The sequence below is a fragment of the Imperialibacter roseus genome (genome assembly GCF_032999765.1).
Taxonomy (GTDB): Bacteria; Bacteroidota; Bacteroidia; order Cytophagales; family Cyclobacteriaceae; genus Imperialibacter; species Imperialibacter roseus.
Genome location: NZ_CP136051.1, coordinates 1,147,078 through 1,159,892, shown reverse-complemented (window position 1 = coordinate 1,159,892; position 12,815 = coordinate 1,147,078). Strand labels below are relative to the sequence as shown.

Here is a 12,815-nt window from a genome sequence, read left to right as displayed (position 1 = left end):
AAATTAATAGTGAAGTAGCCATAAGAATAGTCATACCCAACGAAATGAGGTAGGTCGTTAAACAACCTATTTTCATTTCCAAAAGGATGTTGGCTATTCCATGTGGCCTTAAAAACAAAACTATATGCACATGAAATAGCCATAAGGAAAGTCCATACCCAGCGGAATGAATAAAGTCGGAGAATAGTCGACTATCGCTTCCAAAAGGTTTTGGCTATTCCATCTGGCCGCTAAAAAGTAAATTTTATACAGATGAAACAAACAATTACGCATTGGATAAAAGCCAAATATTTTATCCTGTCAATATGCTCGGCAGCCATTTTAACAGCATGCGGCGACGATGAACCAGCCCTTCCTGACAATCTTGTCAATTTTCCATCAGCTCAGCAAAGCATTTCTGAAGATGAAAGCGAACTTGACGTGGTTCTCTCATTTTCACGAGGGCTGGATGTGGCAACCGCTGACATCACGGTGGAGCTTGCCGGAGAAAACATTGCCTACGGAACCAAGTTCACCACCACGCCCGCAGCAAGCAACGACGCAATCACCCTTACAGTTGCTGAAGGTGCCGAGCAGGCATCCTTCACAGTTTCCAAGGTTGATGCAGCTCTTTTCGACGGAGATGAGGTGATCACGTTTACCCTCTCAACTTCTACCGATGGGCTTTTGCCTGGCACCACCGCCACCATGACGCTCAGCTTTGCTGAGATATTGGCGGCACAAGGTCAGATCGACATCGAAGGAGGAGGAGCTACCTACTCCAACAAGGTATTCATTGACCTGAGTGCCAACCGCCAAACAGCAGTGAACCGCAATGGATGGGATCTCGGCTTCTACTCAGGAGTCGATTTCAAAGTTATTCTCAACTCGTCGGTTACCATGTTTGCCCAGGCACTGGAAAAGACAGATCTCGCAGAAGTAACTGCTACCGACACAGTTGGGTTTGCAGCAGCCATGAGCATCAATGCTTTTTCTACCGATGCTTTTGGTTGGATCGATGACCCAAGCGGTGACCTGGACAAAACTGCCATTGCGGAAATTTCAGCTACGGCAGATGAAAATGTTGTGTATATTATCAACCGGGGGGAAGCGCCTGCCGCTACTGCTGGCGCTCCAGGCGAAACAAGAGGCTGGAAGAAAATCAAGATAAGCCAAACGGCAGACGGCTACCTTCTTCAGTATGCCGACATTTCCGCTACCACTTTTTCAGAATTGGAAATTGACAAAGTAGAAGCTCAACAGTTTGTCTATGCTCACTTTGAGGACGGCGTTGTGGACGTAGAGCCAGCCAAAGACAAGTGGGACATTGCCTGGACTGGCTTTATGAATTCCACCAATTTTGGCGGCGGCGCTATCCCTTACTATTTCCAGGACATCGTATTGCAAAATACAGCCGGAGTAGAAACGGCCATGGTGGTAACGGAAACTAAAAGCTACGAGAGCTTCAGCAGCAGCGACATAGCCAGCCTGGAATTCAGTGAAAGCCAGACTGCTATCGGCTCGACCTGGCGAGTAACAGGTGGGCCTGGTGGAAGTCAGCCGGGTGTATATGAGGACAGGTTCTACGTGATCAAAGACACAAGTGGCAACTACTACAAACTGAAATTTACTGCATTGATGCAGGGAGGCGAGCGTGGGAAACCGCAGATAGCCTACGAACTGCTTGACTGAAGCATCCTGGCTGCTAAGAGTTTACTGAATAACAAGTAGTTTAAGTAGGATGTAGTAGTAGGCAAGGCCGTTCCGGAAGGGGCGGCTTTCCTTTTCTCCGCTCTTTCTAAATCTGCAACAAAATCTTCCACGCTATCTCCACATACCCATCATGCAGGTATTGCTGGGCGAGCTGATGCAGTGCCTCCTCAAAACCAGTTGGGTCATTTTCGTATTCCGCTACCAGCAGTTGTACCTTCTCGTGCTTATGGTACTCTCTTACCTCTGCATCGCTTGGCAGGTGCTCCACATTACCTAACATGCCCAAATCGTTGCCAGTAAGCACATTACTTAGCCTTATACGCTCAGGTAGCTGATCCACCCCAATGCCTTTGGTCTCCAGGGGTTTTGGAACTTCAAATAACGCCTCCCCGTGGGCTCTGCAATACCAGTTGCCTCCCATGCGAGCAACGGTGTCTACCTTTTCTGTATCCACTCTCCCCTGTTCGTCAAGTATTTCTTTTTTGAAATGTATGAGCAACACCTCACAAATCACAAGATTGCCAGCACCGCCCTGGTCTCCGAGAGGAATGATTTGCTTCACCTTACATTCAAAAGCTGCTGGCGACTCCCCTACCCTCGGCGGCTTCACTTTTTCTGAAGGAACTTCCGTAAACCCAGCCTTGATAAACTCATTGACACCTTTCTCATATTCCGTGCTCGATAGCGACATTTGCTGCACCATGGCATAGTTCACAATATTGATCACCACTTCACCATGTTCGTGCACATTGTCCAATGTGTGTTTGGTGGAATTGTCCCGCACCCTTCTTGATGGAGAAAAAATAAGAATGGGTGGGTTGGAACTAAACATATTGAAAAAGCTGAAAGGGCTGAGATTGACCTTTCCATCTTTATCAACTGTGCTGGCAAATGCTATAGGCCTCGGGGCTACCACTCCCTGCATAAGCCCGTGCAAAGCCGGAACGCTTATATCCTTCGGGTCAATGGTCATCAGCTGATCCATGTTATTTGATTTTCTTGTAAACAGCTTCGGCTATCAGGCTTGCTCCGGCGGCATTGGGATGCACTCCGTCAGGAAACATTTCGGGATGCCCCGACAACGCCTTGTAAAGGTCAATCGTTTTCAATTTGGTCTCTTTTGCCGTTTGCTCCACTCTGGGAATCACACCTCCTTTTACTACTTCCTCGGTAATGTCAAAAGCATCTTTGTAAACCGGCACCGGCAGGCAAATGTAGATTTTTGGCTGGCTGGGCAACGAAGCAAATGACTGGATAAACTCCAGGTACTCGTCAATAAAGTCTCCCTTGTATTTCCAGTTTTGTGGCTTGCTGTCGTTCGTGCCAAGCTTGATGACAACGATGTCAGGCTGCCACGCCAACACCTCTTTGTACTTCGGTTCGTTCCAATAGGGAAAGTCCCCTTGTTTTAATAGTGTTCTTCCGCTGATGCCGTAATTTCTAACCTCATAATCAGCACCAAGCAGCTGGCCCAGTACTTGCGGGTATCGCTTGTCTTCCTCGTCAATGCCGTGACCTTCGGTGATACTATCACCAACACAGGCCACTTTGATTGGTTGGGCCTTAACCATAAAAAAACCTGCAAGCATAAGCGTAAGAAAAATGGATTTCATAGGGCAAAGTGTTTAAGTAGCTGGTAAAATTTCAGCCTTTACTTCACCAAAACCAATTCTTATCCCATCTTTTTCTGCAAAGCCACGCATGGTTACCGTGTCGCCATCCTGAAGGAAGCTACGATTCGTTCCGTCAGGCATTGGAATGGGCTTCGTTCCTTTCCAGGCGAGCTCCAGCATGGAACCATAGCTGTCTGGCGTTGGGCCACTGATGGTGCCGGAAGCATACATATCGCCAACATTGATATTGCATCCGTTGATAGTATGGTGGGCTAGCTGCTGGCGGATGTTCCAGTACATGTGTTTGAAGTTGGATCGGCACACCACTTTCTCGGCACCTCCTTTTGGCTGAATCCCCACTTCGAGGTTGATATCAAAGTTGTTGAGACCTTCGGCCTTCAGGTAAGGCAAAACTTCCGGTTCCTGCGTTGGGCCCGCCACTCTAAATGGCTTCAGTGCATCGAGGGTCACCACCCACGGCGACACAGACGACGCAAAATTTTTGGCAAGAAACGGCCCGAGCGGCACATACTCCCAGGCTTGCATGTCCCTGGCCGACCAATCGTTGAAAAGTACAAAGCCGAAAATGTAGTCATCAGCTTCCGATGTAGAAATGCTTTCACCCAGCTTGTTCTCTTTGCAGGTGATAAATGCCATTTCTAATTCGAAGTCGAGGCGCCCACTCGGCCCAAACACCGGCTGGTCTTTGTCGCCATCTTTTCGCTGCCCTTTCGGCCGACGTATAGGTTCCCCGCTGACAATGATGGACGACGCCCTGCCATGATAGCCCACGGGCAAGTGCTTCCAGTTAGGCAGCAAGGCATTAGCCGGATCACGAAACATGGTGCCTACATTGGTGGCGTGCTCTTTGCTGGAGTAGAAATCGGTGTAGTCCCGCACCAGCACCGGCATGAGCATTTTCGCCTCTTTCATCGGCACCAGCAGGTCAGCCAGCAAATCCTCCTCATCCTGGAGATCTTCATTTTCAACATTGAGAAGGTCGGCTATTCTGTTCCTCACCTCAGTGATCTTTTCCTTTCCGTAGGCCATCAATTCATTCAGGTAGGGTTGGGCGAACACCGATTCCGGTATATGAAGCGCCTCCAGAAACCCTTCGTGGGCCAGCATTTTGAGGTCAAGCACATAGTCTCCGATGGCCACACCAACTCTTGGCTGGGTGTCCGCTGTTTGAAAAATACCGAAGGGAAGGTTTTGAATGGGGAAGTCAGACCCTGGCCTGACTTCTACCCATGATTTTAATGAGGGTTCGTTTGCTGTTATAATCATCTTTGGGTCTTGTTCTTTCAACTACAGCAAAGTTAAAAGAATGATCAAGGAATCTTAATTAGTAAAGTCCCTGAGCCACCAGTACCGCTTCGAGAATTCCGTTGGGCAATTCAAAGCCGCTAAAGAAGATGCCCACACCAAACACTTTGTTCTTGTCGTTGATCACGCTCAAAGCCACCGGAAGACCACATACAGATACCATGCTGTAGAAGAAGGAGAAAAGTAAAAGCAATACGATGGTTACGTATGAGTTTTCTACAAAGTAAATGGCGTAGATGATAGCAAAGATGGCTATGATACTAATCAACAACGAAATGTAAATTGGACGTTTTTCAACCATTCGGCTTATCGGCAGTGAGAATACAGCTGAGAGGAAGAGCACTATGGAAATAATCACACTACTGCTTACGTCAAATACGTGTCCTATTTTAGGCTCCAACCAACCTGGAAACAAGTTGAAAAGAATCGTAGTGGACACCCCAAAAGCCAAACCGACAATAAATGCATAAGTATAGTCAGATTTCTTTGTGTCCTCTTTCTTTACGTCAGTCACAATACCGTCCAGGCTATTGCCCATGTTCTTTTTCATCAAGAAGCCTGAACCGGCTGTAATTATGCCTCCAACAACGAAAGTAATTGGCGCTCCCAGGAAATCCACCAGATCGACAATCACTGGCTCGAGAGCATACAACGCACCATACACAATAGTGATAATGGCCATCGCCCTTGGTAATTTATTTGATGGGGCAAACAGGTCAATCGTAGAAATAGCAGGGCTGGTGAAAATACTCATGGAGGCCAGCCAGAATACAATAAGGATAGGAAGTATCCATTTAAAGGTTTCTCCCGGATCCATGATCAGCGTAAATGCCACAGACATAAAAACCATGGCCGCAGCACTGATACCAGCACTAATGATCGGAAGTCTGTTGCCCTTTGATTTTCTGAACCGGTCACCCAAAAGTCCGGCAATAGGTGGGGTAACCACCATAATAATACCCTGAGCTATAAAAAGAAATAGAGTGAGGTCAGTAAAATTGTATTTATGAAGGAGTATTGGCTGGTAGTTGTAGTAGGCAATCCAGCCGATAATGACCGATGCATAAAGGGCTACGAGGCTCCATAGTTGCTTCCATTGAATTTCGCCAGAGGTTGAAGGTGCTGTTGCAGTTAATTCCATTTTAGTTGTTAATTAATTCGTTTTTGTAAGGTTACTAATGTTCAAAGAAACATTATGAAGCTACTTACGTGAAGAAACCTTCAATTGGATTTCTTGTTTTGAAAATTTTAGCCCAATGAATTAAGTGCCCAGGTGGCGACCACTATACACATTAACATCGCCAGGCTTCCAGCAGGAGGGCACGTCTGGATTCAAAAAGCTCCTCAGCCTAAGTTAACCCATTAATTATCAGAACTCAAATATTCGAGTCGAACGCTACCTGCCAGCCATTCTTCGCACTCTTGCGCCAAACCAACAGATATTTCCCCTGGTAACTCCCCGAGCACTGCCCAATTTCAAATGCCAGGTCTGAGGTCGCCATTTTAGTTACCAGCGGCGTCAGGTTCAATTGGTAGCTGGAGTTACCCATATATCCGTATTGTTTTGCTATCGCTTCAGTGCCCACAACCAACGGTTTATGATTATAGTACAAAGCGTCGGGCATATACCGCTCGGCTACCAACTTCAAAGGATCGTGCTCATTACAAACCCGAATCCACTCGTCTCTTGCCGCATCGATCGCCTCGTGGCCTACATTGTCTTCGCTTTCAGACTTCGCAAGTACTTCAAGTTCCCTCAGTGGCCTACCCTCCTTTTGGTTCCAGATGACAAGTTGAATATAGTTTTCATTGTTAGCTCTAAAAGTGATTATCTCATAGCCAATGTGCGTACTAGCGTTAAAGGCTGCAATAGAAGTCAATGACTCCACCCTTTCCCACCTTCGGTTTTTATAGAAGTCGGAAATGTTATCTACATCTATGGTTTTCAATCCCTCACTATCAGCATGCACCACAATGGCCTTGTCTGTATATTTCTTGCCGAGGTCGACTTCCTCTGACGTCACAGCCTTCATCCAGGCAGCCTTCTCAGCGCCGTGATTACCTGACTGAGCGTACACCAAAATGTCGCAAACCAAAAAGGCTATCACCAATACTTTCCGCATTAAGTTTATCATAGTCATCTGGAATAATATAAGTCGATAACACTAATCTCCATAAACTTCGAAAGTTTAACAAAGCAGGGGGAGTCACACCCTCATTCTTTCAGATTTTGATTACTTTTGCCCCTCGAATTTCAACAAAAGAAGATACAGACACTTTATGGCACTGGCTACCAAATACGACCCGACTCAGGTAGAGGACAAATGGTACAAGCACTGGATGGAACAAGGTTTTTTCAAAGCCACACCCAATCCGGACAAGAAACCTTACACAATCGTCATCCCTCCACCAAACGTCACCGGCGTATTGCACATGGGCCATATGCTCAATAACACGATTCAGGACATACTCATCCGTAAGGCCCGTATGCAGGGCTTTGAGGCTTGCTGGGTACCGGGCACCGACCATGCCTCTATCGCTACGGAAGCCAAGGTGGTAGCCATGCTGCGTGAAAAAGGCATCAAGAAATCGGAGATCGGCAGAGACGAGTTCATGAAGTATGCCTGGGAATGGAAAGAAAAATACGGCGGCATCATCCTGGAGCAGCTCAAAAAGCTGGGTGCCAGCTGCGACTGGGATCGTACGGCATTCACCATGGACCCCGACTACTATAAAGCGGTAATCCGGGTATTCGTTGACCTGCACAAGAAGGGTTACATATACCGTGGCCTGCGCATGATCAACTGGGACTGCGAAGCCAAAACTGCCCTTTCCAACGAAGAAGTAATCTACAAGGAGGACGGCGAGAAGTCGCTGCTTTACTCTGTAAAATATGCCATCAAAGGCCCCCCCGATGAGTTTGTAGTCATTGCGACGCAGCGGCCAGAAACCATTATGGGTGACACTGCCATTGCTGTCAACCCAACAGATGAGCGTTACAGGCATTTGATCGGCAAGCATGCCCTTGTGCCTTTTATCAATAGGGAAATTCCGATCATTGCCGACGACTACGTTGACAAGGAGTTTGGTACCGGCTGCCTGAAAGTAACACCTGCCCATGACCCCAATGACTACGAGATTGGACAGCGCCACAACCTGCAGGTAATCGACACCATCGACCTCGACGGCACATTGAACGAAAAGTGTGAAGTGCCTGCTTATGTAGGCAGAGATCGCTTTGTGGTAAGGAAAATGGTCGTAAAAGACCTCGACGCTGCTGGCATCCTTGTTGGGTCAGAGGAGTTCGTTACCAGAATAGGTCGCTCCGAGAGAACCAACACCGTGGTGGAACCCAAGCTTTCGCTACAGTGGTTCATTAAAATGAAAGATATTTCCACCCGTGCTTACAAAGCGGTGATGGACGATGAGGTGAAACTGCATCCCAACAAGTTCAAGAACACCTATGCGTACTGGATGGAAAACGTGCGTGACTGGTGTATCAGTCGGCAGCTTTGGTGGGGTCACCGCATTCCCGCTTACTATTACGGCGAAGGTGAAAATGACTTTGTGGTAGCCGAAACCATGGAAGAAGCTTTGGAAATGGCCAGAAAGGCAAGTGGCAATGCTGCAATGAAGGCTGAAGAGCTGAAGCAAGACTCCGATGTACTGGACACCTGGGCGTCGAGTTGGTTGTGGCCTACTGAGACCTTTGGCGGCTTTGCCGACGAAAGCTTCGACAAGGCAACAGGCAAAATCGACTTATCAAAAACCAAAGACCTAGGCTACTTCTACCCTACCGACACGCTGGTTACAGCTCCGGAAATCCTGTTCTTTTGGGTGGCCCGTATGATCATTGCAGGCTATGAGTATACTGATCAACGTCCGTTTAAAGATGTGTACCTCACAGGCATTGTGCGTGACAAGCAGCGCCGAAAAATGTCGAAGTCGCTGGGCAACTCGCCCGACCCGCTCGACCTCATCCGTGACTTCGGCGCCGACGGGGTGCGCACCGGCATGCTTTTCAGCTCGCCGGCAGGCAACGACCTGTTGTTTGACGAAAAGCTGGTGGAGCAGGGCCGCAACTTCTCCAACAAGATTTGGAACGCCTACCGCCTGGTAAGTGGCTGGGAAATAGATGACAGCCTTTCGGGCAAGGACAACGAAATGGCCATCCGTTGGTTCGAGAGTCGTTTCAATCAGGCTCTTGTGGAGCTGGAAGATCATTTCGAAAAGTTCCGCATGAGCGATGCACTAATGACTGTTTACAAGCTCATTTGGGATGACTACTGCAGCTGGTACCTCGAAATGATCAAGCCTGCCTACCAGGCACCGATTGACAGAGCTACTTACGATGCGACTATCAGGCTGTTTGAAGACCTGATGAAGGTGCTTCACCCATTTATGCCTTTTCTCACCGAAGAGCTTTGGCATGCGATGAAGGAGAGAGGTGACAAAGACTGCATCATCGTTGCTGAGTGGCCAGAGAAAAAGTCTTTTGATGCGGAGCTTTTGGAGCAGGCTAGCTGGGCTTTTGAGGCAGTTGGCCAGTGTCGTAACACGAGAAACGCCAAAGGCCTTTCTCCAAAAGAAGCGCTTGATCTGTTGATTAATACAGAAAAGAAAGGATTGTATGAATCCTTTATGCCCATCATGCAAAAGCTGGGCAATTTGAGTTCAGTAAGCTTTACTTCCGACAAAGTGGATAACGCCACACAGTTTGTTATTAAAGGTGATGAGTTCTACATCCCTATGAGTGAGAAAATTGATGTAGAAGCCGAACGCAAGAAAATGGAAGAAGAGCTGGCCTACACCAAAGGCTTTCTGGCTTCAGTAATGAAGAAGCTCAGCAATGAGCGCTTTGTGGCCGGTGCACCCGAGCAGGTAGTGGCCATGGAAAAGCAGAAGATGGCAGATGCCGAAGGAAAGATCAAGAGTTTGGAAGAGGCGCTTAAGGGATTATAAATTTGAGATGGCTGATTTGAGATGAGGCTTCGAGGCTTAAGAGGATAATGGAAACCGGGTGGAGACGCCCGGTTTTTTATTTTATGAATTACGCATTACTCTCGTTCCATCAGCTTGCTTAGGACTCATCAGCGAGCTTATACACGACTTCTGTTGTCTCAATCAAATCTACCGCTCTTCACAATCAGGCGTGAGAACAAGTCAGTTATTGAGACAAAAGCTTCGTATGCTGCTTTGCCAACTGTACTCGTTGAATACTTTCAGCTGTCTCGTTAATTTTCAGGAAATTGACACATCTTAATTATTCCAGACAACAAGGGTTTGTAATATTAAAAATTTGGCTTTTTGGCGATCCCAAGGCGGTAGATTTCCAAAATGGTCGTAGAATTTGCTGCGGGTTGTGATTTAGTAACTCTCTCAAATCGATACATCATTTTTTTACTACACAAAACCTGATTCATGTCTATGAGGAAAGCGCTACTAATCTGCGTTCTTGCTTCCATCTACTCACTTGCCTCAGCACAGCGTCCACTTAGCGACCTAAAACTGAGCAACAAGCTTTATACTGGAAAAGTCGAACAAGTTCTGAAAGAAATGTCCACCGAGTTGAAGGTAGACATTGTGAATCACGCCGAAGAAACCAACTCAATTTGGTACACCTTTCGTGGAATGAACACCTCTTTGGAGGCATTTCTCGCAGGAATGTGCAAAGAATATAAGCTTAAATATGTCATTGATCAGGAGCAAGTAATCCACATTTACGACAGAAAAGCTGATACCTCTGCAATCAAGGTTTCATCGTCAAACGACCTGACTGCGACCGAGCCGCCTGAGTCGTTCAATTTTACACTATCAGGCTACATAAAGGACATTTATAGTGGCGAAAACCTGCCCTATGCCACAATCGCAGTTAAAGAGTCAGTTTTGGGCACTCAAAGCAACGCCAATGGCTTCTTCTCTTTAGTGGGCGTCCCTTCTGATACGGTGTTGCTTGAAGTGCGGTACATCGGCTATAACACCACGTCGATAAGGCTCAACCCCAGTTTACCCAAATCGGGGCTCATCATTGAGGTGGAGCCAGCCTCAACGGAGTTGCAGGAAGTAGTGGTACAAAGTGAGAGGGAAGACCTCATGCAAATTGATGCTGCGGAAGGTTTGAGTCTCTTAAAAATGTCGCCCAAACAAATGAGTAAATTGCCCAATGTGGGCGAAAAGGACATGATGCGAGCTCTGCAGCTAATGCCGGGAATATCGGCTAGTAATGAGTCATCATCCGGATGTACGTCAGGGGCGGTACCCCTGATCAAAACCTGGTTCTTTACGATGGATTCACTGTGTATCAGGTTGATCACCTTTATGGCTTTTTCTCTGCCTTTAACTCCAACGCATTAAAAGATATCCAGCTTTACAAAGGCGGCTTTGAAAGCAGGTTTGGAGGCAGGCTGTCGAGCGTGACAGAAATTACCGGAAAAGATGGCAATGACAAAGCCTTTAATGCAGGTGCCGAAATAAGCTTTCTTGGATTTAATGGCTTTGTAGAGGGGCCTATTGGAGGTAAAACTACTTTTCTCCTTGCAGCCCGAAGGTCATACAAGGGACCTATTTACAATAAGATCTTTGATAAATTCAACGACAACAGCACTACGAACAATACCCAAACTGGCGGCGGCTTTAGCGGGCCGGGTGGTGGCCAAGGCTTTGCCAATTTTCAGACCAAAGCTTCCTCTTTCTTCTACGACATTAACTCCAAAATAACGTACAAACTAACGCCTAAGGATAATATCTCATTCAGTGTATTTAATGGCACCGACAAACTTGACAATGGCTTCGACCTCGATAATAGCAGCTTGCCAAGTTTTGGTGGCGGTAGCGGCCAGGGCGGCGGAAGAGACTTTTCAGTTTCGAACACTGACCTGACCAAGTATGGGAATACAGGACTTAGTCTCAAATGGAATCGCACCTGGACCGACAGGTTATACGGATCGACACTGGCTTCCTATTCTTATTATTTCAGTGATAGAGACAGAACAAATTCAGTTTCAACTTCAGACGATAGTAGCGAGGATCAAACTGTCAGATTCGGAACCCTCGAAAACAACGATTTGCGGGATTTTTCGCTAAAGACAGACTACACGTACGACTTGTCCAATGAGCACCACCTCGGGTTTGGCGCATTTGCCAGCAAGCTGCTCATCGACTATACGTTCAGCCAAAACGATACGTCGACTATCCTCGACAAAAACGATCGGGGGCTTGTCGCAGGTTTTTACCTGCAGGACAAAATGAAACTGATGGAAAATAAGCTCACAGTCGTGCCGGGGGCAAGACTCTCCTATTTTGATATGACCGGGAAACCCTACCTGGAGCCGAGGTTGAGCGCCTCCTATTCACTTACAGCGGGATTTACTGTAAGAGCTTCAACCGGCAGATTTTACCAATTTGCCAACCGGATCACACGTGAAGATATACTTTCAGGGTCAAGAGACTTTTGGATTCTTTCAAATGACGAAAACATCCCTGTAAGCTCTGCTGAACACTACATATTCGGTGGCTCCTATGAAAACAAAGGGTTTCTATTCAGCGTCGAAGGCTACTACAAAAAGCTTCAAAGCCTGTCGGAATATTCACTTAGGTTCAATACCAGCCCCAGAGAGATCAGCCTTGAAGAGAACTTCTACAATGGAGACGGTTATGCAAAAGGTATAGAGTTCTTAGTGCAGAAAAAATACGGCGACTTTACAGGTTGGGTAAGCTATACCCTGGGACAAACACGGAACAAATTTGCAGTGTACTCGGACGAGTACTTTCCAGCTAACCAGGATGTAACGCACGAATTTAAAGCAGTTTCTATCTACAGTGCAAACAGGTGGAGTTTCTCAGCAACCTGGATCTACGCCACAGGGCGACCCTATACAGCACCATCAGGGGCCTATAGTATTACACTCCTCGATGGCACTACCAGCGACTACTTTTCCACTACCGACAAGAATTCGCTTCGATTTCCCAACTATCACCGCCTTGACCTGGCAGCCACCTATTCCTTCTATTCTATCGATCAGGAGCGGGAAATTGGCGGACTATCTTTTTCTATTTTCAACTTATACAACCACACCAATGTGTGGCACAAACAATACAGCATAGTAGATTCAGAAATTATCGAAACAGATGTGACTTATTTGGGCATTACCCCCAACCTAACCTTAACGCTTAAGCTCCGATAAC

9 protein-coding genes are annotated in these 12,815 nt (G+C 47.0%); 4 read left to right on the top strand and 5 right to left on the bottom strand.

Going from position 1 to position 12,815, the window contains the following annotated elements; genetic code table 11:
- The first annotated feature begins 252 nt into the window (after positions 1-252).
- Complete coding sequence (locus RT717_RS05075) at positions 253-1,671, top strand: HmuY family protein (RefSeq protein ID WP_317490650.1); 1,419 nt, start codon at positions 253-255, stop codon at positions 1,669-1,671.
- A 106-nt stretch (positions 1,672-1,777) separates the two neighbouring features.
- Here the strand turns inward: RT717_RS05075 and RT717_RS05070 are convergent, their stop codons facing one another.
- The 5 genes from RT717_RS05070 to RT717_RS05050 all read right to left on the bottom strand — a co-directional run bounded on the left by RT717_RS05070 (position 1,778) and on the right by RT717_RS05050 (position 6,754).
- Positions 1,778-2,677, bottom strand: coding sequence for a flavin reductase family protein (locus tag RT717_RS05070; RefSeq protein WP_317490649.1), 900 nt, complete (start codon positions 2,675-2,677; stop codon positions 1,778-1,780).
- 1 nt (position 2,678) lies between these two features.
- Positions 2,679-3,305: a GDSL-type esterase/lipase family protein gene (locus tag RT717_RS05065; protein ID WP_317490648.1), complete on the bottom strand. Its 627-nt coding sequence runs from the start codon at positions 3,303-3,305 to the stop codon at positions 2,679-2,681.
- Positions 3,306-3,317: 12 nt separating this feature from the next.
- Entirely contained in the window at positions 3,318-4,592 is a 1,275-nt protein-coding gene (fahA, locus tag RT717_RS05060) for a fumarylacetoacetase (protein WP_317490647.1), read from the bottom strand.
- Positions 4,593-4,650: 58 nt separating this feature from the next.
- Complete coding sequence (locus RT717_RS05055) at positions 4,651-5,772, bottom strand: MFS transporter (protein WP_317490646.1); 1,122 nt, start codon at positions 5,770-5,772, stop codon at positions 4,651-4,653.
- A 235-nt stretch (positions 5,773-6,007) separates the two neighbouring features.
- A complete protein-coding gene (locus RT717_RS05050) occupies positions 6,008-6,754 on the bottom strand; it encodes a YybH family protein (RefSeq protein WP_317490645.1) in 747 nt (248 codons plus the stop codon).
- Positions 6,755-6,911: 157 nt separating this feature from the next.
- Here RT717_RS05050 and RT717_RS05045 point away from each other — a divergent pair, with 157 nt between their 5' ends.
- The 3 genes from RT717_RS05045 to RT717_RS05035 all read left to right on the top strand — a co-directional run bounded on the left by RT717_RS05045 (position 6,912) and on the right by RT717_RS05035 (position 12,814).
- Positions 6,912-9,593, top strand: coding sequence for a valine--tRNA ligase (locus tag RT717_RS05045; protein ID WP_317490644.1), 2,682 nt, complete (start codon positions 6,912-6,914; stop codon positions 9,591-9,593).
- A 465-nt stretch (positions 9,594-10,058) separates the two neighbouring features.
- Positions 10,059-10,985 (top strand): carboxypeptidase-like regulatory domain-containing protein, encoded by a 927-nt coding sequence (locus tag RT717_RS05040; protein ID WP_317490643.1) that lies wholly within the window; start codon positions 10,059-10,061, stop codon positions 10,983-10,985.
- A complete protein-coding gene (locus RT717_RS05035) occupies positions 10,871-12,814 on the top strand; it encodes a TonB-dependent receptor plug domain-containing protein (RefSeq protein ID WP_317490642.1) in 1,944 nt (647 codons plus the stop codon). The genes RT717_RS05040 and RT717_RS05035 overlap by 115 nt, the downstream gene beginning before the upstream one ends.
- Position 12,815 lies beyond the last annotated feature (1 nt).

What these genes read in the sequence shown, in the direction of transcription:
- RT717_RS05040 (WP_317490643.1), top strand. Translation starts at nt 10,059, where the DNA reads ATGAGGAAAGCGCTACTAATCTGCGTTCTTGCTTCCATCTACTCACTT.
- RT717_RS05055 (WP_317490646.1), bottom strand. Translation starts at nt 5,772, where the DNA reads ATGGAATTAACTGCAACAGCACCTTCAACCTCTGGCGAAATTCAATGG.
- fahA (WP_317490647.1), bottom strand. Translation starts at nt 4,592, where the DNA reads ATGATTATAACAGCAAACGAACCCTCATTAAAATCATGGGTAGAAGTC.
- RT717_RS05070 (WP_317490649.1), bottom strand. Translation starts at nt 2,677, where the DNA reads ATGGATCAGCTGATGACCATTGACCCGAAGGATATAAGCGTTCCGGCT.
- RT717_RS05045 (WP_317490644.1), top strand. Translation starts at nt 6,912, where the DNA reads ATGGCACTGGCTACCAAATACGACCCGACTCAGGTAGAGGACAAATGG.
- RT717_RS05075 (WP_317490650.1), top strand. Translation starts at nt 253, where the DNA reads ATGAAACAAACAATTACGCATTGGATAAAAGCCAAATATTTTATCCTG.
- RT717_RS05065 (WP_317490648.1), bottom strand. Translation starts at nt 3,305, where the DNA reads ATGAAATCCATTTTTCTTACGCTTATGCTTGCAGGTTTTTTTATGGTT.
- RT717_RS05050 (WP_317490645.1), bottom strand. Translation starts at nt 6,754, where the DNA reads ATGCGGAAAGTATTGGTGATAGCCTTTTTGGTTTGCGACATTTTGGTG.
- RT717_RS05035 (WP_317490642.1), top strand. Translation starts at nt 10,871, where the DNA reads ATGTACGTCAGGGGCGGTACCCCTGATCAAAACCTGGTTCTTTACGAT.